Annotated in this window: 22 protein-coding genes and 2 pseudogenes; 14 read left to right on the top strand and 10 right to left on the bottom strand. The window is 69.1% G+C overall.

Going from position 1 to position 19,122, the window contains the following annotated elements; genetic code table 11:
- Positions 1 to 531: 531 nt before the first annotated feature.
- On the bottom strand, positions 532 to 1,362 hold the full coding sequence (locus ACWGJ5_RS42120; RefSeq protein WP_453314897.1) for a class I SAM-dependent methyltransferase: 831 nt from the start codon (positions 1,360 to 1,362) through the stop codon (positions 532 to 534).
- Positions 1,363 to 1,423: 61 nt separating this feature from the next.
- On the opposite strand from ACWGJ5_RS42120, the gene ACWGJ5_RS42115 reads away from it, so the two are divergent.
- Positions 1,424 to 2,023, top strand: coding sequence for a TetR/AcrR family transcriptional regulator (locus tag ACWGJ5_RS42115; RefSeq protein WP_453314896.1), 600 nt, complete (start codon positions 1,424 to 1,426; stop codon positions 2,021 to 2,023).
- A 355-nt stretch (positions 2,024 to 2,378) separates the two neighbouring features.
- On the opposite strand, the gene ACWGJ5_RS42110 is transcribed toward ACWGJ5_RS42115, so the two are convergent.
- The gene (locus ACWGJ5_RS42110) at positions 2,379 to 2,513 is read right to left on the bottom strand and encodes a hypothetical protein (RefSeq protein WP_453314895.1); all 135 of its coding nucleotides are present in this window, start codon (positions 2,511 to 2,513) and stop codon (positions 2,379 to 2,381) included.
- A 148-nt stretch (positions 2,514 to 2,661) separates the two neighbouring features.
- Between ACWGJ5_RS42110 and ACWGJ5_RS42105 the strand changes: the two genes are divergently transcribed.
- Both ACWGJ5_RS42105 and ACWGJ5_RS42100 read left to right on the top strand, forming a co-directional pair.
- Positions 2,662 to 2,862 carry a hypothetical protein gene (locus tag ACWGJ5_RS42105; RefSeq protein WP_453314894.1) on the top strand — a complete coding sequence of 67 codons (201 nt, stop codon included), beginning with the start codon at positions 2,662 to 2,664 and terminating at the stop codon, positions 2,860 to 2,862.
- Between the two features lie 177 nt (positions 2,863 to 3,039).
- Positions 3,040 to 3,519, top strand: coding sequence for a VOC family protein (locus tag ACWGJ5_RS42100; protein WP_453314893.1), 480 nt, complete (start codon positions 3,040 to 3,042; stop codon positions 3,517 to 3,519).
- A 221-nt stretch (positions 3,520 to 3,740) separates the two neighbouring features.
- Here the strand turns inward: ACWGJ5_RS42100 and ACWGJ5_RS42095 are convergent, their stop codons facing one another.
- Positions 3,741 to 5,129 (bottom strand): MFS transporter, encoded by a 1,389-nt coding sequence (locus ACWGJ5_RS42095; protein WP_453314892.1) that lies wholly within the window; start codon positions 5,127 to 5,129, stop codon positions 3,741 to 3,743.
- An 89-nt stretch (positions 5,130 to 5,218) separates the two neighbouring features.
- On the opposite strand from ACWGJ5_RS42095, the gene ACWGJ5_RS42090 reads away from it, so the two are divergent.
- Positions 5,219 to 6,160: a LysR family transcriptional regulator gene (locus ACWGJ5_RS42090; RefSeq protein ID WP_453314891.1), complete on the top strand. Its 942-nt coding sequence runs from the start codon at positions 5,219 to 5,221 to the stop codon at positions 6,158 to 6,160.
- 199 nt (positions 6,161 to 6,359) lie between these two features.
- On the opposite strand, the gene ACWGJ5_RS42085 is transcribed toward ACWGJ5_RS42090, so the two are convergent.
- Positions 6,360 to 6,869: a carboxymuconolactone decarboxylase family protein gene (locus tag ACWGJ5_RS42085; protein WP_453314890.1), complete on the bottom strand. Its 510-nt coding sequence runs from the start codon at positions 6,867 to 6,869 to the stop codon at positions 6,360 to 6,362.
- Positions 6,870 to 6,892: 23 nt separating this feature from the next.
- Here ACWGJ5_RS42085 and ACWGJ5_RS42080 point away from each other — a divergent pair, with 23 nt between their 5' ends.
- On the top strand, positions 6,893 to 7,435 hold the full coding sequence (locus ACWGJ5_RS42080; protein WP_453314889.1) for a MarR family winged helix-turn-helix transcriptional regulator: 543 nt from the start codon (positions 6,893 to 6,895) through the stop codon (positions 7,433 to 7,435).
- Between the two features lie 320 nt (positions 7,436 to 7,755).
- On the opposite strand, the gene ACWGJ5_RS42075 is transcribed toward ACWGJ5_RS42080, so the two are convergent.
- On the bottom strand, positions 7,756 to 8,352 hold the full coding sequence (locus ACWGJ5_RS42075) for a hypothetical protein (protein WP_453314888.1): 597 nt from the start codon (positions 8,350 to 8,352) through the stop codon (positions 7,756 to 7,758).
- A 191-nt stretch (positions 8,353 to 8,543) separates the two neighbouring features.
- On the opposite strand from ACWGJ5_RS42075, the gene ACWGJ5_RS42070 reads away from it, so the two are divergent.
- The 3 genes and pseudogenes from ACWGJ5_RS42070 to ACWGJ5_RS42060 all read left to right on the top strand — a co-directional run bounded on the left by ACWGJ5_RS42070 (position 8,544) and on the right by ACWGJ5_RS42060 (position 10,089).
- Positions 8,544 to 8,996 carry a VOC family protein gene (locus ACWGJ5_RS42070; protein WP_453314930.1) on the top strand — a complete coding sequence of 151 codons (453 nt, stop codon included), beginning with the start codon at positions 8,544 to 8,546 and terminating at the stop codon, positions 8,994 to 8,996.
- A 45-nt stretch (positions 8,997 to 9,041) separates the two neighbouring features.
- Positions 9,042 to 9,321 (top strand): annotated as a pseudogene (locus ACWGJ5_RS42065) (IS5/IS1182 family transposase); the annotation flags it as partial.
- Positions 9,322 to 9,495: 174 nt separating this feature from the next.
- Positions 9,496 to 10,089: a DUF4291 domain-containing protein gene (locus tag ACWGJ5_RS42060; RefSeq protein WP_453314929.1), complete on the top strand. Its 594-nt coding sequence runs from the start codon at positions 9,496 to 9,498 to the stop codon at positions 10,087 to 10,089.
- A gap of 235 nt (positions 10,090 to 10,324) precedes the next feature.
- Here the strand turns inward: ACWGJ5_RS42060 and ACWGJ5_RS42055 are convergent, their stop codons facing one another.
- Positions 10,325 to 10,477, bottom strand: coding sequence for a hypothetical protein (locus tag ACWGJ5_RS42055; RefSeq protein ID WP_453314928.1), 153 nt, complete (start codon positions 10,475 to 10,477; stop codon positions 10,325 to 10,327).
- A gap of 194 nt (positions 10,478 to 10,671) precedes the next feature.
- Positions 10,672 to 11,661 carry a LuxR C-terminal-related transcriptional regulator gene (locus tag ACWGJ5_RS42050; RefSeq protein WP_453314887.1) on the bottom strand — a complete coding sequence of 330 codons (990 nt, stop codon included), beginning with the start codon at positions 11,659 to 11,661 and terminating at the stop codon, positions 10,672 to 10,674.
- 268 nt (positions 11,662 to 11,929) lie between these two features.
- On the opposite strand from ACWGJ5_RS42050, the gene ACWGJ5_RS42045 reads away from it, so the two are divergent.
- The 3 genes from ACWGJ5_RS42045 (at position 11,930) to ACWGJ5_RS42035 (ending at position 14,438) form a co-directional block, all read left to right on the top strand.
- A complete protein-coding gene (locus tag ACWGJ5_RS42045) occupies positions 11,930 to 12,124 on the top strand; it encodes a hypothetical protein (protein ID WP_453314886.1) in 195 nt (64 codons plus the stop codon).
- A 7-nt stretch (positions 12,125 to 12,131) separates the two neighbouring features.
- Complete coding sequence (locus tag ACWGJ5_RS42040) at positions 12,132 to 12,395, top strand: hypothetical protein (RefSeq protein WP_453314885.1); 264 nt, start codon at positions 12,132 to 12,134, stop codon at positions 12,393 to 12,395.
- A gap of 171 nt (positions 12,396 to 12,566) precedes the next feature.
- Entirely contained in the window at positions 12,567 to 14,438 is a 1,872-nt protein-coding gene (locus tag ACWGJ5_RS42035; RefSeq protein WP_453314884.1) for a hypothetical protein, read from the top strand.
- A 318-nt stretch (positions 14,439 to 14,756) separates the two neighbouring features.
- On the opposite strand, the gene ACWGJ5_RS42030 is transcribed toward ACWGJ5_RS42035, so the two are convergent.
- Both ACWGJ5_RS42030 and ACWGJ5_RS42025 read right to left on the bottom strand, forming a co-directional pair.
- Positions 14,757 to 15,980 carry a cytochrome P450 gene (locus ACWGJ5_RS42030; RefSeq protein ID WP_453314883.1) on the bottom strand — a complete coding sequence of 408 codons (1,224 nt, stop codon included), beginning with the start codon at positions 15,978 to 15,980 and terminating at the stop codon, positions 14,757 to 14,759.
- A gap of 58 nt (positions 15,981 to 16,038) precedes the next feature.
- Positions 16,039 to 16,221 carry a hypothetical protein gene (locus ACWGJ5_RS42025; protein WP_453314882.1) on the bottom strand — a complete coding sequence of 61 codons (183 nt, stop codon included), beginning with the start codon at positions 16,219 to 16,221 and terminating at the stop codon, positions 16,039 to 16,041.
- A gap of 354 nt (positions 16,222 to 16,575) precedes the next feature.
- Here ACWGJ5_RS42025 and ACWGJ5_RS42020 point away from each other — a divergent pair, with 354 nt between their 5' ends.
- From ACWGJ5_RS42020 to ACWGJ5_RS42010, 3 genes are all read left to right on the top strand, one after another.
- Positions 16,576 to 17,127 (top strand): hypothetical protein, encoded by a 552-nt coding sequence (locus tag ACWGJ5_RS42020; protein ID WP_453314881.1) that lies wholly within the window; start codon positions 16,576 to 16,578, stop codon positions 17,125 to 17,127.
- Between the two features lie 143 nt (positions 17,128 to 17,270).
- Positions 17,271 to 17,594: an acyl carrier protein gene (locus ACWGJ5_RS42015; RefSeq protein WP_228627071.1), complete on the top strand. Its 324-nt coding sequence runs from the start codon at positions 17,271 to 17,273 to the stop codon at positions 17,592 to 17,594.
- Between the two features lie 102 nt (positions 17,595 to 17,696).
- Positions 17,697 to 18,449: a thioesterase II family protein gene (locus tag ACWGJ5_RS42010; RefSeq protein WP_453314880.1), complete on the top strand. Its 753-nt coding sequence runs from the start codon at positions 17,697 to 17,699 to the stop codon at positions 18,447 to 18,449.
- Positions 18,450 to 18,807: 358 nt separating this feature from the next.
- On the opposite strand, the pseudogene ACWGJ5_RS42005 reads toward ACWGJ5_RS42010, so the two are convergent.
- Positions 18,808 to 19,122: pseudogene (locus tag ACWGJ5_RS42005) on the bottom strand (hypothetical protein); the annotation flags it as partial.

Here is a 19,122-nt window from a genome sequence, read left to right as displayed (position 1 = left end):
CGCTGCCGCGCTCACCGTGCTCCTTCACCCGTCGGTTCGTCAGGTCCTGGAGTATGGGACCGCCACGGTGTGCTGCGACAGGTCAACGGGCTGGGCGAAACATCACGTCCCTATCCGGAACTAACCATCTTCGCCAAGCCGTTGGATTTGATGAGAGAGCGCCGGTTCGGGATGCGGCTCCGACGAGCGAGTTGGAACGAGGCCTACCCGCGAGCAGAGGGTGGGGGGAAACAAGGCAAGCAGGTCCGTCCCGAGCCTGAGTACAGGGTGGGGAATTTCAGTGAGCGGGGGGGTACTGAGCCCCTGGCTCTTCCCTGGACGGGCACCCCAGTGCGCGGGCCCGGCACTGCCTGAGCACCGGCGCTCCGCCTCGATGCGCGCGACGGGGGCGCCGCTGCTGCTGACGGTCGAGGCCCGGGGCAAGATGCCTGAGAACCTTCCCCGCTTGCAAGTCCTCTTCCCGCCTCCCCGGGGGGCGTTGCCGTGCTCACCAGTCTGCTCGCGCTCGGCGACGCCCGGCGTTTGCGGCGGTCAGGCTGTATGGGAGCGGGTCGAGGTGATCACGACGGATGTGTAGGGCATGGTGGCGTGGCCGCCGAGCTTGTCGATCGCGGTCCCGGCGCTGTCCAGGACCTCTGCCATTTTGTCTGCGGAGAGTTGGGTGAGGCCGCCGAAGGTGGGGAGTTGGTCGAGCCACTCCTCTCGGGAGTAGCTGCGTTCCCAGACGAAGCGCCACTGTTCCGGCTCGCTGAACCTGCCCGTCTGCCGGATCCCGTCGGCGATTTTCGCGAACAGTGGCTGGTAGGCGTCCACGGCCGATCCTCTCAGCAGGCCGGGGTTGAACGGGGAATCGGGGGCGACCCGTTGGAGTGCTTCTGCGAGGGCGTCGATCACCTCGGCCGGGAGCTGGGGGACATGGTGGAAGGGGGCGAGTCGGCCGCCGGGTCGGAGGACCTGGGCCGCCTTGGCCGCGCCGGCGACGGGGTCCACCCAGTGCCAGGCGGTGCCGGCGATGACCGCGTCGAACTGCCGCCCGGCCGGCTGCCAGTCCTCGAACCTGGCGACCTCGACCTCGACACGGCTGCGTCGCGCGAAGGCGGCCATCCGCTCGTCGGGCTCGATACCGAGCACCGTGCAGCCGGCCGCCTGGAATTGCCGGGCCTCGATGCCGGTCCCGGCTCCGACGTCGAGGACGTGCCGACCGGGGCTTGCCGCGACGATCCTGTCCACCAGGGCCTCGGGATACGGCGGTCGGGCGCGGTCGTAGCGTTCGGCGTCCACGCCGAACGACTCTGCCGTCTGCCGGTGGCGGTGGGGCTCGGGTCCGGACTTGTCCGGCTGTCCCTGCGATAAAGTGGGCATGCGCCCACACTAATGGGCGGACGCCCACTTGTTAAGGCGGGGCGGCGCGGGAAGGAAGACAATGCCGTCAGGGGTGCACATCCACAACGTGCGCGGCCAGTTGTTCGAAGCCGCCGAGCGCGTCCTGCTTCGGCACGGGCCCGACGCGTTGACCAGCCGGGCGGTCACGGAGGAGGCGAACTGCGCCAAGGGCGTGCTGCACCGGCACTTCACCGACTTCGACACTTTCCTGGCGGAACTGGTCCTCGACCGCGTCCGCGGCATCGAGGACCGAACCACGACTCTGCGCGCAGCCGCCGGCACCGGGAGCGTGGTGGACAACCTCGCCGACGCGCTGCAAGACCTGTTCGGTCCGGTCACGGTGGCAATCGTCGCGCTCATCACCTTCCGCGACGGCCTTCGCGCACGGCTGCGCGAGGCCGGTCTGACCGGCATCCCACTGGCCGTGCAGGGCACCGACATGATCGCCGCATACCTCACCGCCGAGCGGGAGCTGGGGCGCCTGGCCGGTGACGCCGACGTCGATACGGTCGCCCCCACCCTCGTCGGGGCCGGGCACCTGCTGTTCGCCGACCGGACAAGCGCCCCACCGCAGACAGCCGCCATCCGCAAGATGGTGACCACCGTCATCGCTGGCGCCTTGCAACCACCCCAATCGTGACCTGAGCGCCCAGGTTGCTCGTCGCCCCGCCCCTGCCCCTGCCCCGGGGGATCTGGTACACCTCCGCAGCGAGCTCTGTCCGCCGGCTAAGCACCGGATGTCTTGGGAGATCAACGGAGCAGGTTTGCCCCACTCCTGAGCACCACGTGAGGAGTTCAAATAGCCCCGTCGACGAAGCGGGATCGCCGAAGGAATCTTCAAGGCACTGAACGGTGCAGGGTTGGAACACCGCCTCTTCACGGGTCCCAGCACCGAGCCCGGCGCCGTCCCGATCACCGCGATGCGACACCCCGCCGCATCGACGACCACCACCCGGATCCCCAGCCCCGACGAAGGCGCGCCCGCGACCTGGGCATCACGACACCGCCTCCGGGGTGCCCGGGCGGTCGATGTGGTCGAGCGCGGCCCGGGTTGCGGTGTCGTACTCCTCCGGCCGGGCCGGCACGGCCGGGACGACGACCGGTTCGACCGCGTTCCGACCATCTGACATGAGACCCCCCGTTCATTGGATTTGAGCGCTTCCATGGAACCTCGATATGGGGGCTTGTCCGGGATCTATGCCGCATCCCTGGGGGACACGCAGCGGCTGGCGGCGCGTTGCCGCCGACGGCGGCGGTCGGTGATGCTGTGGTGGAGGAGTGAGAGCACTTCTGCCCCAGCGCCGGCCGGAGCAGCAGCGCGACCTGCGCCTGTGGCCGATCGGTTTGGTCCTGGCCCTGGCCTTCGGCGCCGCGATCATCGCGTCAGGCGCGGCGTTCATCACCGGGCGGAGACTGCTCCACGCCCGTGACCCGGCGCCCGAGCACACCTCGGCTCCAAGACGTTGTTCGACCTCGTGAAGATCTCCTTCGACGGCGGGCGTTCACTGCCCGGATCGGCGCGGCGAGAGGTGGAGGGCGGCATCGTGCGTGGGACGCTCGGCGGACTCGGCTCTTGACCTCAATGAAGCTTGAGCTTTTACGGTCCTTCCAGAGCCGCAGAAACCGACCTGCGGCGCCTTTTCGAGGAGGTCCGCCATGCCAGAGCGCACCGTCAGCAATGTGATCCCCGACCGCTACCGCTACGCAGTGATCCCGCACATCATGGTCGACGATGCTTCCGCGGCGATCGACTTCTACCGGAGGGCGTTCGGCGCGCGTGAGGAGTTCCGGATCGACGCGCCGGGCGGTGGGATCCTGCACGCGGAGATCACCATCGGGCAGTCGGCCCTGATGCTGGGTGACGCGAGTGTGGACGAGGCGGAGGCCGCCGCGTTCGCCGCGCCGACCTCACTCGGCGGAACCCCCGTCACCCTGCACGTCTTCGTGCCGGACGTCGACGCGCTGGCGGAGCGCGCGAAGGCTGCGGGCGCCGAGATCGTCCAGCCGCCGAAGGACATGTTCCACGGCGACCGCACCGTCATCCTCAAAGACCCCTCCGGTCACATGTGGGTCTTTCTCACCCACCTGGAAAATCTGTCGGAAGACGAACTCCTGCGCCGTCTCCATGCCCAGTGAGGCTCCGCCAACTTGAAGCCGCAGGTCAAAGGGCTGCTGTGACCGGTTCTCAGGTGCTCATGCCGGTGCTGGGCGGCAGTCTGCGGAGTAGGTCGTCTGTCACCGGTTGACTTCGAGGTTCGTCAGGACGAGCAGGGCGCGCAGGCGGCGGGTGGCGCCCGGGGCGGGGAATTACCCGGGGCGTCGGTTCGTGCGCGTCGCAGACGTGAGGTGTCGGTCCGTCAGGTGCTCGGCTTCGCCGTCGCCTTCGCCACCAGCAGTACGGCCACCAGGCCGATGCCGATGAGGACGTAACCGGAGGTGGTGAGCGTTCCGAGAGTGCCCAGCACCGCGACGCCGAGGGCCGAGCCGGCCTGACGGATGCCGTTGAGCGCGCCCTGGCTGGTTGCGGCGTACTCCGGCGGGGCGGAGACGGCCATGGTGGCGGCGGCGCCGGGGATGGACAGGGTGCCGGTCGCGGCGAGGGTCAGCTCGGCGGCGAGGATCAGCGGCAGCGGCGGGTGGTGGCCCACCGCGAAGGCCAGCAGCACACCGGAGACAACGGAGGCCGACATCCCGGTCAGCAGGATCGGGCGGGGGCCGTGGCGGGCGACGAGCCGGCCGGTGAAGAACGGCATGACACAGACGGGGAATGCGATCGGCAGCGAGGCGAGACCGGCCTTGAACGGGGTCAGATGGTAGGTGCGCTGCAGCCACACCGCGAACATGTACATCCCGCCGAAGTAGGCGAAGCAGGACACCGCGGCGGCGACCAACGCGGCCCGTACCTTCGGCAGGGCCAGCAGGGCCGGCGGCAGGACCGGGGAGGCCACCCGGCGCTCCACGAGGGCGACGGCGGCGAAGGAGACCAGCGCGGCTGCGATGGGGATCAGGGCATGCGGCGACTCCCAGCCGTCGACGCCGGACTCGACCAGGCCGAAGGTGAGCAGACCGAGTCCGGCGGTGGACAGGGCGAGGCCCGGACGGTCCAGGGCGCGGGCGGCACGCACCGGCGGCACGGGCAGCCGGCGGGCGAGAAGCAGGGCGGCCAGCGCGATCGGCGGGTTGACGAGGAACACCAGTCGCCAGCCGCCGAGTTCGACCAGGGTGCCGCCGAGCACGGGTCCGGCGGCGGCTCCCAGACCGCTGAGGGCGGTCCAGGCACCGATGGCGCGGGTGCGGCGGGCGGGGTCGGGGTTCAGGTGGATCAGCAGCGCCAGGGAGGCGGGCACCAGGCCGGCACCCGCGGCACCGAGCAGCGCACGGCCGGCGATGAGGGCGCCGGCGTTGGGCGCAAGGGCGCACACGACGGACAGGGCGGCGAACAGGCCGAGCGCGGTGGCGTACACGCGCCGGGCACCCCACCGGTCGGCGACGACGCCGCCGGCGAGCAGCAGTCCGGCGAAGACGACGGTGTAGGCGTCGACGGCCCAGGGCAGTGCGGCGGCGGCCGGGTGCAGGGACTTCTGCACATCGGGCACGGCCACGTTGAGGATCGAGGTGTCGAGCAGGACGAGCAGGTTGCCGGTGGCGATGCCGGCGAACGTCAGCTTGGAGAGGAACTTGGACGGTGCGTGCGCCTCCGGCGCGGCGACGCCGGAGGGGCGGGAGAGGGGGCCGGCTGTAGTCATGGCTGCAGCGTGTCCCGACGGCCCCCGGCCTGCGACGCCGTAAATCCGATACCCCCATCGGAAAGTCCGATGGCGGTTATGCTGCCGACGTGGACTCCCGTTATCTGCGTGCTCTCGTCGCGGTCGCCGACCATGGCGGTATCTCCGCCGCCGCGCAGGCTCTGGGATACGCACAGTCCAGCCTCAGCGCCCAGATCAAGCGGCTGGAGGCGGATCTCGGGGTGAGCGTGCTGGTACGCGCGGGCACCGGGGCGGTGCTCACGCAGGCCGGCGCCCGGCTGCTGCCGCACGCCCGCGAGGCCCTGGAACTGGAGGAACGGATGCGCCGGGCGGCACGCGGTGACCGGCCGCGGCTGCGGATCGGGGCGCAGGAGTCGCTGGCGCACGTGTGGATGCCGGATGTGCTGGCCGCGCTGGAGTACGGAGCGGGCAGCACGGACGGCGGCGCGGACGGCGGCGCGGACGTGGAGCTGACGGTCGCCAACCGACGGACGCTGGAACAGGCTTTCGCCGCCGGCGAGTTGGACCTGACCTTCCAGTACGACAACGGCATCCGGGCACTCGGCCCCCATGCGGTCGTCGGGCACGACCGGACGGTGCTGGTGGCGGCACCGAGCCATCCGCTGGCCGGCAAGGAGGTCGTGGAGCCCGAGGAGATGCTGCGTTACGACTTCCTGGTGGCGGAGCCCGGGTGCACCTCGGAGATGCTGGTGGACCGCTTCGGCCAGGACCTGCTGGCCGGGGCCCAACTGGCAATGATCCAGGGCTCCTTGTCAGCGCTGCTGCGGCTGACCGGGCACGGGCACGGGGTGTCGCTGTTGCCGGAGCTGGCGGTCAGCCGGGAACTGCAGGAGGGAGAACTGATCGAACTGCGGCCGGCCGGGCGGATCCGCCCGGTCAGCATCGTCGCCCAGTGGCAGCCGCGGCTGGGTCCGGCCGAGCACTCCCTGCACGCACTGCTCGACGTGGCCCGCCGAGCCGACCCGCTGCCCGAGGTGACACGCGCGGTACGCACGGCACGGGCTTCCTGACCGGACGGCGCGAGCGGCACAGCAGCCGGCCTCGTCGGCGAAACCGCCGCCATGAACACACAATGATGCCCAGCGTCGCCGGTCTCATCGTTGGAGCCGCCGACGCACATCGAGGCACGACGACAATGCCGAGCCAGCGGACCCGCTGCGCGTTGGCGTATCGAAGCGCCGGCTCACCGAGCTCGACGAGGCTCGACCTTCACACGGCCCTGACAAGGCGGTTGGCGAATGTCGACATCGTGTATGTACCGACGCCCAGGACGACTTCCAGTGCGTTGCGCTCGGTGTACCCGTGTGCCCTCAGGGCCTTGAGTGCGTCATCGTCCACCCCGCCGGCGGTGGACAGGACGTCCAGCGTGAACATCCGGAGTGCTTCCAGCCGTTCGTCGGTCAGCGCCCGCTCCTCGCGCAGGGCGGCGATCAGCTCCGTTTCCGCGCCGAGTTTGCGGAGCTTGCCGGTGTGCATGGCGACGCAGATGTGGCACTGGTTACGCACGGCGACCGTCATGATGACGACCTCCCTGGCCAGCGGATCAAGCGTGCAACGCTCGAAACTTGCGCTCAGGGCCAGGAATCCGTTGAGCAACTCGGGTGATGCAGCCAGCCGCGCTACCGCGTCCGGCACCGTGCCACCCGATGCGTCAGCCACGGCATGCATCGCCGGTCGCGACGCTTCTGGAGCGCTCTCCACGCTGTGTGCGGCGAACATGCCACCCTCCTAAGATGGTCAATATGGTTGACGATCAGATGGTAAACCAGGTTGCCTTTCCGGCCAAGGGTGCTGGAGCGACGGGCGGGGACCCAGGCCCGGCCAGGGCCGGCTTCGAACTCCCGCTGCTGCTGTTCGCGGGATTCCGCACGCTCATCGACGGAGTGCACGCCGAACTGGCCCGGCAGGGCCATCCGAATGTGCGTCCGGCGTACGGCTTCGCGTTGCAGGCGATCGGCCTTGAAGGCAGCGCCGCCAGCGACATCGCCCGCCGCCTGGGAATCTCCAAACAGGCGGCCGGCAAGACCGTCGACCGCTTGGTCGTCCTCGGCTACGCCGAACGCACCGATGATCCCGCCGACGCCCGGCGCAGGCTCGTACGGCTGACCGAGCGAGGGTATGACCTACTGGCCCGCTCAGCCGCGATCTTCGACCGACTGCGTGCGGATTGGGCCGCCGTCCTGGGCGAGGAACGCCTGCGCGCAATCGAGGACGACCTGCGCGCCGTAGCAGCGCCTGGAGCGTTCCGGCTCGATGCAGCAGGGTGGATCGGCGGAATGGGCTGACCAGCAGTCCCTCGGCTACGGCTGCCTCGGCACAGCCATCACCGCAGCTCTTGTCACCCGGCGCAGGGTACGAGCGGTCGGGCAAGTCCCGGGTGACCGGTGCCAACCATGAGGCTCGACAGTCACGAACACGCGGCGTACCTGTCCGCCAGGTTCCCGATCACGAGCAACGGAATCGAGTGGACAGACGCTGGACTGGGTCGTGAAGGCTTCTCCCTCTCGATGGTGAAGGGCATCAGCCGAGAGAAACCGGCTGGCTGCCTGGGCGCGCGACCAGGCACCGTCATGGTCCGGGACGTCGTGGTGGAACTGGCCTCTGACTACTTGCCGGCAAGGCCGAGGTTGACGCCGTCGCGGAGGTCGGAGAAGCCCTGGGCGAGGACGGCCGCCGGCTTCAGGCACGCGTGGCGGGTCGCCGCCTTCGTCGGGCTCGTCCCACAACCCCACTGCTGATACGTGGCCGCTGCGGTCTGGATCTTCTGTGCAGCCGAACGCAGCGTGGCGAACCCTTGCTGTCCTTGGATCTGTTTCAGGGCATACGCCGCATCGGTGTTCGTCTCCTTCGCCGCGACCGCGCAAGCCTGCGTGAACATCGTGGAAGTCGCCGTTGAACAGGGCGAGTTGACACCAGAGCCGAAGCGCTCTTCATAGGGAGAAATCCGGGCTTCCACAGCGGACTTGACCTGGTCGGCCTTCACGGCCCTGTCGGACACCGCGGCCGCTGTCCGGCCCCTCGAAGCCTTCGCCGACGGCGTCGCGTCCGCCCCCGAATCCTCGCCCGAACCGCTGCAGGCCGCGAGCAGCGTCACCGCCACCGTGGCCCCGCAGGCGATCAGCCACAGCCGTTGCCGCTTCACACGTTCCGCCCCCTCGATCGCATCTTGATGCGCGTCACCATACTCACCACCACTGATCAAGCCTCCTGAATATGACGGCGACCAGCCTTGTCTCGCGGACGGCAACACAGTCGGCCATGTGGATGACTTCGGACTCTGGACCACTTCTTGTGGTCTCGCACGCACTGTGAGTGTTGATCTTCGTGTGATGAGCAGCGTGCGTTCGGAGGTCGCGCGGTCGGGGTTCGCATGGCCAGTACTGTTGGCCGGTGATCACTAATCGCAAACTCCAGCTGACCATCGACTGTGCCGAGCCCGAGCGGCTCGCGGCATTCTGGGCCGCTGCGCTGGGGTACGAAGTCGAGCCGCCGCCTGCACCGTTCGCTACCTGGCGCGCGTACTGGCTGGGCCAGGGCCTGCCGGAGGCGGAGCTGGGCGCGGGCGACTGCAGTGACTCCGTCATCGATCCGGATGGCGGCGGCCCCCGGATCTGGTTCCAGCAGGTACCCGAACCGAAGGTCGTCAAGAACCGGCTGCACCTTGATCTGGGCGTGAGCGGAGGGCGTGGCGTCCCGTTTGCCACTCGCAAGGAGCGAGTGCTTGCCGAGGTGGCCCGGCTGGAGAGCGCGGGCGCGGCCCGGTTGCGCATCGAGGACTCGGAGGCCTCGGGTTCTTTCTTCGCCGTGATGCACGACCCAGAGGGCAACGAGTTCTGCGTTCATTGAACGATTGGCGGCCGTAGGCGTGTGGCCGGCCCGATCTCCGTCTGGGACCACAGGCTCCCGGCGTCGGACGAGTTGAACTGTCGATGCTCCGCCGACCGACAGGTTGACATCCATCCCGACAGCCGGCTGGTCGTGGTGGTCGGCCGAGCCTGCCGGGCAACCGCAACGACTGCAAGGCGCGGGAGGAATCCGGAGCCGTGGCCGCCGTCGGCAACACCGTCACCATTGCCGAGGCGGTTGCCTCGGCACGGGCCTGTTCCTGCCACGCCGCGAGAGGGGCCAGAGCGAACTCCCAGCCCGGAAGGACGAACACAACCGCTCGCACAACGATGGTCTGGCTTGCCGGATGCCGCCGCATGCACCGCCGCTACGAGCGCAGGGCCGCACACTTCCTCGCCTTCGTCGGCATCGCCGCCACTCTCATCTGCTGTCGCAGGCTCGGCGGCCTCGCACGGTAATTCGATGGCACGCGCGAAACCGTGTGTCCACCCTGGTCCCCGTGGCAGAACCCAAATACCAGATTCGAGCCCTGCACACGGACTCCACGGTGACTGTCTACCAGGCGTACGCCCCGGAGATTGGCCTGCCGGCGGCCCGGGAGGGTCGCTTCCCGGCGGTGTGGCAGCGGGACCGGATGACCTGGATCAAGCCGTCGTTCCTGTGGATGATGTACCGCTGCGGGTGGGGCAGCAAAGAAGGACAGGAGACCGTTCTCGCCATCGAGATCTCCCGCGAAGGCTTCGAGTGGGCACTGGAACACGCCTGCCTGTCCCACTTCGAGCATGGGCTCCATGCCGACCGCCCCACGTGGAAGCGCCAATTGAAGCGGGCTCCGGCCCGGGTGCAATGGGACCCCGAACGCGACCTGCACCTTCAGCCACTTGCCCACCGGTCGCTCCAGCTCGGCCTCGCCGGCGAAGCCGCACTTCTCTACGCCGACGAGTGGACCGTCTCCATCACCGACATCACATCGCTCGCCCACACCATCCATGCGTACGTACAGGACGGAGACCTGGACGCCGCACGGCAACTCCTGCCCAGTGAACGCCCCTACCCCGTGCACGAAGGGGCCCTGGCTCACCTACACCGATGATGTGGCGTCGCACTCAACTACCGCTGGGCGATGTGCAGTTGCTCGGTAGGATCGCCGCGCGGCGCGGAACTCCACGCCGGCACCGAACACAGTGGAACCGAGGGACATGGCCGCATGCACCACCCGGGTGGCTCGCCCGGATGACGAGACCGAGATCCACTCTCTGCTGTCCGATACCTGCGACGCGGTGGTCATTCCGGCGGCGGAACTCCTCGCCGACGCCATTGTGCTGCGATCAGGACCGACAGGGTCTCCCTGCTCCATGGGCCGACCAGGTGTGCCGGCTCGACGTCTCACCGGGCGGCCGATCGCTGTCGACGCGTACGGCCCAGCCCGACTCCGCCAGACACACTGCCGTGGTGAGCCCTGCGCCCCCGGCTCCGATCACCACCGCGCGGCCCTGCAATGCTCGCGTCCGTTCTGCGAATCGCGATGTCGAGCCTATCCGCACCTGAGAGCGTGTGTCTGAGGCCGCGGACACCGTGCCGAAGAGCACGAGCGGCTACGACGCGGCCGCCAACAGGCTTCCCACGGACCGTCTGGCCGAGGAGCACGACGCCCTGGACACGTCGTGGCTGCCGCTTACAGCCACCCGCGCTGAGCAGCTTTGAGACCGGCCTCGAAGCGGCTGCTGGCGCCGAGGCGCTCCATGAGGGCCGCCATCTGGCGGCGGACCGTGCGCAGGCCGATGCCGAGGCGTTTGGCGGCGGCTTCGTCGGTCATGCCACGGGCCAGGAGGGCGAGCAGTTCGCGTTCCGACGAGGTGAGGCCGCTGTCGGTGTCGCGGGTGGCGGCCGCGCCGAGCGGCACGGCTGTCGCCCAGGCCTGCTCGTATACGGCGACGAGGGAGGCCACAATCCCGGGCTCGCGCGTACACAGTGCGCCGGCCTTGGTGTTCGCGGGGTCGATGGGGACCACGGCGACCTCGCGGTCGAAGATGAGCATGCGGGGTGGCAGGAGTGGTGCGGTGCGGACCTCGCCGCCGTTCTCGGTCAGCCAGTGCGCGTAGGTGTGGGTGGCCAGGTCGTTGCGGACGCTGTCCTGGTAGAGCGTGAGGATCGCGATCCCGCGGCCGAGCGCGTCGGCGTCCAGCGGGCGCGAGGCGTCCAGGCTCGCCTGCGACTGGGCGCCGCCCGGCATCACCGACAGGCATTCGTGGCGTAGTTCCTTGGCGAGGATCTCGAGCTTGGCCTCGATGGCGTCCATTCCCACCAGGCGCTCCGCCCCGTCCACGGGTGTGTTGGGGACGAGCGAACCGAAGGCGGCGACGGCCTCGGCAGCCGCAGCCTTACTCGCGGCGAGTTCCTGGGCCCGGCGCGCCAAATCGGCTTCTTGCCGGCGGACCATCAGGTCCAAAGCGATTTGGGGGCTGACGACCCGAAGCCCGCCCGGGATGTCCCGAGAGGAACGGACGAACGCGCGGTCGGCCAGGTCGTCCAGTGCTGTGCGGATCTCCGCCTCGGGCAACTGCGTGACGGCGAGGAGGTTGGACAGGTCCGACTGCGGATGCTGGAGCAGGGCCGCATACACCGCTTCGGCCACCGGTTCGAGGCCCAGGACGCCGAGCACCATGATTGCCGCACCCCCGTGCGCGTCGTAACGCCAGCAGATCAACCCGTGCAGCCGTGATCCTGTCAGCGCCCGGCCCGCCGCGCAACGGCGCGGGTCTGCGGGGCAGGCACCAACGTGCCAGGCAGCTTGGTGCCCCAGCGACATCGTTCCGACAGCGGTAGCCGCGGGGCATGCTTTTCTCAGAACGCCGGACGGAAGGAAAATCCGGCGACGGTACATCAAATCCGGAAAGCAAGAATTGTTTTCGTTTCCGATTCGGGGGACTGCCATGTCGAAAATCGTTCGTGCCGCGGTGATTGCCGTGCTGATCGCCACTCCCGCGTTCGCGGCCGGATCCGCCTCGACGACCGCCCTCGGCGACGGCATCGGATGGGACCAGGCCCCCACGGCAGCAGCCGCAGTGGCCGCCCCGGTCGCCGCCGCGGTGACGCCGCAGCAGACGGACGGCATCGGCTGGGACTAGGAGAGCCATGCACCTCGTCCACCTGGTCCTCACCCGTCCCGACCTGCCCCAGCCCAGCTCCGCCGACGCCGAGCGCGTCCTGGACACCCTGTGGGCCCACCTCGATCCCCGGGCTGGCATCGAACACATGCGGACCCGGCCCCGACCCAGCGGCGTAGATCTCGGCCTCTTCTTCAGTGGCGACGGAACGGACAGCGCCCTCCACGTCGCAGCCGCTGTGGCCACCCTCCTTGCCGCCCTCCCCGGCTGGAGCGCGACACCTCCGCAGTGAGTACGACCAGGACCAGCCGGCTCCTTATTCGCGGACCCGCGTCGGAAATTCCAGCGACGTTTTCACGACCCGAAGCGCGCCGAGCTCCACAGGAGCGATGCGTCCCGGCGTTGCACGCCACCCGGTGGCACCTTTCCCTACCTCAATTTGACGATGATTTAAGGGATTCCCATGCCCACTGCACGCAACCGCACCAAGATCCGCGCCCTCGCCGGCCTGACCGCCTTCGCCCTCAGCGGCGTCGCGCTGCTGGGCCTGGGAGTGACGCCCGCGTCCGCGGCCACCGGCGCGCAGGTCGTGAGCATCGCCAACGCGAACCTCGGCAAGGGGTACTGCAGCACGAACAGCGCCGGCGGCACCGGCTTCGCCAGTAGCTGCACCGGCAACAACGGCACCGGCGAGTACTGGTGCGGGGACTTCGTCTCCTGGGTGTGGCAGCAGGCCGGCATACCCGTCCCGGCCAGCAACCCGGCGTCGGTCCCCTCGTGGGTGAGCACCCCCGGCTACCACACCATCGACAGTGGCTACATCCCCCAGCCCGGCGACGCCGTCGTCTTCGGCGACGACAAGTACCCCTCCGCGGGCTCCCACATCGCCCTCGTGACCAGCTACAGCAACGGCCTGCTGTCCGACATCGGCGGTGACGAGGGTGGGGGCGGAAGCCCATGGTGGTCCACCAGCTCCGTCAAGACCGACGAGGGCAACGGCGCGGCGTGGAACCCCAGCAACAAGCTCTTCGCCGGACAGAGCTACGAGATGTGGGTCATCGGCTACGTCAGCGCCGGCGCGGCCACCACCGGCGGCTCGATCCCCGCGGGCTTCAACGTCGGCATCGACGCCAACGGCGCAGCCGTCGCGTCCGGCCAGGCGGTCTCCGGCGCGGTGAACCTCACTGCGATGGCCAGCTCCCAGAAGGTCATCAACTCGTTGACCTACAAGATCACCGGGCCGAACGGTACCCAGACCATCGACGGGGGCACCGGTGCCGACAACTACGCCAAGACATGGAACACCAGCACCCTGCCAGGCGGCACCTACACCATCTCGGTGACCGCGAACGAGATCGACGGACAGAACCACACCTACGGCCCGGTCACCGTCACTGTCGACAACGGCGCCACCTCGGACAGCAGCTGGTCGGTGTACAACCCCGACACCAAGTCGATGACGCTGTTCGGCCTCGGGTCCGGCGGCCACCTCGGCCTCACCAAGAGCACGGACGGCGGAGCGAGCTGGTCGAACTGGACCGAGGCCAACGCGTACTGGGCGCTGCAGGGCACACCGAGCACGGTGTACGACCCGGACGCCAAGATGACGATGCTCTTCGCCCGTGGTGCGTCTGACGGAGCCATGGGCATCAGTACCAGCACGAACGACGGCGCAGGCTGGTCGAACTGGGCTCCGGTGAATGCTTTCTGGAGCAACTTCAAGGGGGATGCCTCGGCGGTGTACAACCCCGACACCAAGAAGGTCACCGTGTTCGCGCGCGGCGGCGACGGCAGGATCGGCTACACCCAGAGCGGCAACGCGGGCGCCAGCTGGTCGAACTGGGCTGAGGTCAACGCCTACTGGAACAACTTCGCCGGCGACCCCCACGTGATCTACAACCCGGTCACCAAGCGGATGACGGTGTTCGCGCGCGGCGGCGACGGCAGGATCGGCTACACCCAGAGCACCAACGACGGCGCCAGCTGGTCCAACTGGGCCGAAGTCAACGCCTACTGGAACAACTTCACCGGCGACCCCCACCCGGTGTACAACGCCAGCACGAAGTCGATCTCGCTGCTCGCGCGCGGCGGCGACGGCAGGATCGGCTACACCCAGAGCACCAACGACGGCGCCAGCTGGTCCAACTGGGCCGAGGCCAATGCCTACTGGAACAACTTCACCGGTGACCCGACCGCGATTTACGACCCGAACACCAACCGGAACACGGCCTTCGCACTCGGTAGCGGCGGCCACATGGGCTACACCCAGAGCAATGCAAGCGGTTGGTCGAACTGGGGCGAGGTCAACGCCTACTGGACACTGATCGGGTCCTGATCACGCAAGCCCCCCCGCAGCTGCCCGCATGAATGCAGCCCGAGCCCCGTGTCCTGCCGCTCCCGAACCGGGAGCCGCAGGACACGGGGTTTCACGCGCCGTTCGGCGCCGGCAAGTGCGGCGCCGAGGTGGAGTGGGCGCTGCCACCTTGGACATCCCCGCACCGCGGGTGCAGGTCCCGCGTGCCTGCTCGTCGTCCCTTCCGCCTGCACGGGCGGACGGGACGACGAGAGCAGCGACTGCACCTCGGCGCCGGTGAACAGCTCCGCTTCAACGCGAGGCGGCCGTGGCCGTCGGGCGTCGTGCCGCGTCGTTTTCCTACGGGGCCGTTTCCGTCCAGGTGACCGGCAGTTCGTGGACGCCGTAGATGTTCATGTTGGTCCTGAGTTTCACTTCACCGGCGGGGATGGCGAGCTTCAGGGTCGGGAAGCGGCGCAGCAGGCCGGCGAAACCGGCGCGCATCTCGAGGCGGGCCAGTTGCTGACCGAGGCATTGGTGGACGCCGTGGCCGAAAGCCAGCTGGCCGCGGGCCTTGCGGTGGATGTCCAGGGTGTCGGGGTTGTCAAAGCGCTGGGGGTCGTGGTTGGCGGCCAGCAAGGAGACGACGACGGTCGATCCCTTGCCGATGGTTTCGCCACCCAGCTCGATGTCCTCCGTGGCGTAGCGGTAGAAGATGTCGGCGACGGACAGGTAGCGCATGAGCTCTTCGACGGCGTTGGGCATCAGATCCGGGTCGGCGCGCAGTTGGGCCGCCTGCTCGGGGTGTTCCAGCAGCGCGAACGTGCCCAGCCCCAGCATGTTGGCGGTGGTCTCGTGGCCGGCGAGCAGCAGCAGGAAGGCGATGCCGGTCAGTTCCTCGATGGTGAGGTCTTCACGGCGGGCCAGGTCGGACAGGATGTCTTCGCCGGGGGTGGCGCGTTTGCCCGTGACCAGTTCGGCGAGGTACGTGGTCAGGCCGGTGTACGCGGCCATTTTCTCGTCGAGCGCCGCGTCCTTTTCCAGGAACTTGGCCGTGTTGGCCTGGAAGGTCTCCCGGTCCGCGTAGGGGACTCCGAGCAGTTCGCAGATCACCAGCACGGGCACCGGCAGCGCGAATTCCTCGACCAGGTCGACCGGCGGGGTCAGGCGTGTCATCTCGTCCAGTCGCCGCTCGGCGATGTCGATGATGTGCTCTTCGAGCTGCTTCATGCGTTTGACCGTGAAGGCGCCGGTGAGCATGCGCCGCAGCCGGGTGTGGTCCGGCGGGTCCATGCTGATGAAAAGGCCCGGGATCTGCGGGGACGGTTCGGTGGCGGCGGGCATGCCGGGGATCTCGTACGGGACGTGGAGGACGCCGATGTCCTGGCGGGAGCTGAACCGGGTGTCGGCCATGAGCCGGCGGACCGCGTCGTAGCCGGTGACCAACCAGCCCTCGTGACCGTCGGGGAAGACCATGGGGCTGACGGGGCGAGCCTCGCGCAGCCGGGTGATGTCGCGGGGCGGGTCGAAGGGGCCCGCATCGCGTTCCATGGGGAGGCCGTGGGGGACGAGAGGCGTGTTCATCGGGGTTTTCCTTCCGTGGGTGGGGGGTGGGCTCGCCCCTGCGGGGCCGGGCAAAGGCTCAGACGGTGGCGGCGGTGCCGCGGACGTGGTCGGAGTCTTCCGGTGCCGGCTCCCCGAGCAGCTCCATGGCTGCCGTCAGATCGCACAGGACACGGTCGGCGAGTTCGGCTACGGACGTGCCGCCCAGGTTCCGGGTGGACGGCAGGGTGAGCATGGCCTGGTCGCTCATGGTGACGGACATGGTGGGGCTCCTTTACGTCGTACGCCGTATGGCGCCGTTCCGCTTCCGTGGCTCCATTATGGCACACATCTGGCGTCATTACGAGCCAACCTGCGCCACATATGAGCCACAACGAGGCCACACCCGCGCGCGACCCGAAAAGCCGCAGGTCTTTGCGGACTTGGGCCACGACAGGGATGCGATGAGTACGCGCACCGCGCCGCCGACCTGCGCATTTACGACTCCCTTACGCCCCCCTGCGCGTTGCGGAACCCTTGAGTGGCCGAAATGGCGTCACGGGCGACTCCGCGCGACGCCACATGTGTGCCATGATGGCGTCACGTTTCGTCGGAGTGAGCCATCAGGGGGCGGATCATGGAGACAGCACGCGGTCGGCAGCAGGCAGCGCCTGGCGCCTTCGCCGCCTTCGCCCGCTTCGTGCTCTGCGGCGGCGGGGTGGGGCTCGCCTCCAGCTTCGCCGTGGCAGCCCTCGCCTCCTGGCTGCCCTGGGCCCTGGCCAACGCCGTGATCACCGTGGCCTCCACGCTCCTGGCCACCGAGCTGCACGCCCGCTTCACCTTCGGCGCGGGCGGACGCGCGACCTGGCGCCAGCATGTGCAGTCGGCCGGGTCCGCGACGGCCGCGTATGCGGTGACCTGCGTGGCGATGGTCGTCCTGCAGCTGCTGGTGGCAGCGCCCGGTGCGCTGCTCGAGCAGGTCGTCTACCTGTCCGCCTCCGCACTAGCCGGCCTGGCGCGCTTCGCGGTGCTGCGCCTCGTCGTCTTCGCACGGGGCCGCTCGCAGGCCGCGGCCACCGTCCACGCCACCCCTCCCGCGGCCGCGGCCATCGTCCGAGCCACCCCTCCCGCGGCCGTGTCCCACGCCGCGGTCCCGGCCGGCCCCGCGGCGCTCTGCCACGCCGCCTGACCGTTCGGCCGAAGAGGCGGGCCGGAGCGGCGCGTTCGAACGTCCTTCGACGGCCGCTCGAGTGGGGGCGGGCACCGTGTAGGCGGACGCGCAGGCGTTGCGCGCCCTGGACAGTCCAGGCAGCCGGAAGGAAGTCCGTACCCATGGCCCAGACTCCGTGGAACGCGAGGTTCGAGACGATTCTCCGGCAGGGCCTGCCCGGCCTGGGCAAGGACAAGGCGCCCGCCGTCGACGTGCCGATGGAGGCGTACGGGCTCGACTCCATGGCCCTCATCGGCATCGTCAGCGCCCTGGAGTCCGCCTACGGCGTCAGCCTCGCCGGTCAGGTCACCGTTCCGGTGCGCACCCTGACCGCGGGCCACCTGTGGGGCATCGTCTCGGCCGCACTGCAGCCGGCCTGGGACACCCACCGGCCGTCACCGGCAGGCGGTACGACGCGCGGCCAGGCCCCTTGGATCATGGCCTGACAGACCTTCGGGACGGGCGACCGCACCGTCCCGACTCCTACCCCTGGTCCGGGATCCAGGTCATCGGGCCGGACGCCGGAGTGTCTCGTCGATGGAGCCCCCATGCCAAAGGCCGAAGAGCCTCAACTGCGTCTGTTCGTGTTCCACCACTCCGGTGGATCGCATCTGATGTACCGCGACTGGCCGTCCTGCTTCCCGGCCGACTGGGAGGTACAGACCGCCGACGCACCGGGCCGCGGGCCCCGCGACGAACGCCCCCCGCTGAGCGACACGGGTGCCCTGCTCGAGTACTTCCTGCACGAGCTGGACAGCCGGCTGACGGGCCGCTTCGCGTTCTTCGGGCACAGCATGGGCGGGCTCGTCGCGTACGAACTGACCCGCCGGCTCATCGATCTGGGCCGCACACCGCCGGCCTGGCTCGGTGTGTCCGCACGCGGCACGCTGCACCCCGACGGCGACCCCACGCGCCGGCATCTGCTGTCCGACGCGGAACTGCGCCGGGAGCTGATGGCGATGGGCGGTACGTCGTCCTCGGTGCTGGACCACGACGAGCTGTGGGACCTCTTCGCGCCGACCATCCGCGCGGACCTGCGTATCAGCGAGACCTGGCGTACGAAGCCCCTCACCGCACCGCTGCCGGTGCCCCTCTCGGTGTTCGGCGGCACCCGGGACCACGTGGCGCCGCCGCACCGCCTGGACGGCTGGGCGGCCGCCTCCGAGCACTTCCTCGGCCTGCACCTGTTCGACGGCGGCCACTTCTACTTCCAGGACCGGCTCCCGGAGGTCGCCGGGCGGATCCAGGACGACGTGCGCCGCGCCCTGCTCCTGACAAGGGCACCGTCCCCGGCGGCGTGAGGACCGTCGGGACGACCGGCACGGGCATCGTGTCCTCCGGCCCCGAGCGGCGGGCCCTGCCGCCGAGGCAGACCGCCTCGAGGGGCAGCGCCTCACCGCCCTGGGAGCCCTGTATGAGGCGAGCCTGATAGGAATTCTCCTCCCGCAGGGGAAAGTGGTCGGAGTTGTTCGAATGCCGTCCAGGAAATTCCCGTGGGCAGTTCCGGCAGCGGGATTCATGTCGCGTATATCGCGCTGTCGGGGCTTTCGCGTACGACACGGCAGGACGACGGAACCCGCCACGGTCGTGTGGCGGGTTCCGTCGTCGAGGCCGGTCGGCACGGGTGCGGGTTCAGCCTCCCGGCCTGGGACGTGACTCCTACTGGTTGACGTTGGCCTGGTTGGTCTTGCCGCCGCCCTGGTTCACGTTCGCCTGATTGACCTTGCCCTTCTTGACCTTGCCCTTCTTGACCTTGGCGTGGCCCTGCTTGACGTTGACCTGGTGGACCTTGCCACCACCCTGGTTCACGTTCGCCTGGTCGGCGCCGCCGTCACCCTGATTGACGTTCGCCTGATTGGCCTTACCGTCACCCTGATTGACGTTCGCCTGATTGGCCTTACCGTCACCCTGGTTCACGTTCGCCTGATTGGCCTTACCGTCACCCTGGTTCACGTTCGCCTGATTGGCCTTACC

Source organism: Streptomyces sp. NPDC054783, assembly GCF_053611725.1.
Note: the sequence above shows the minus strand (reverse complement) of the source record. Positions and strands in the feature narration are given on the sequence as shown.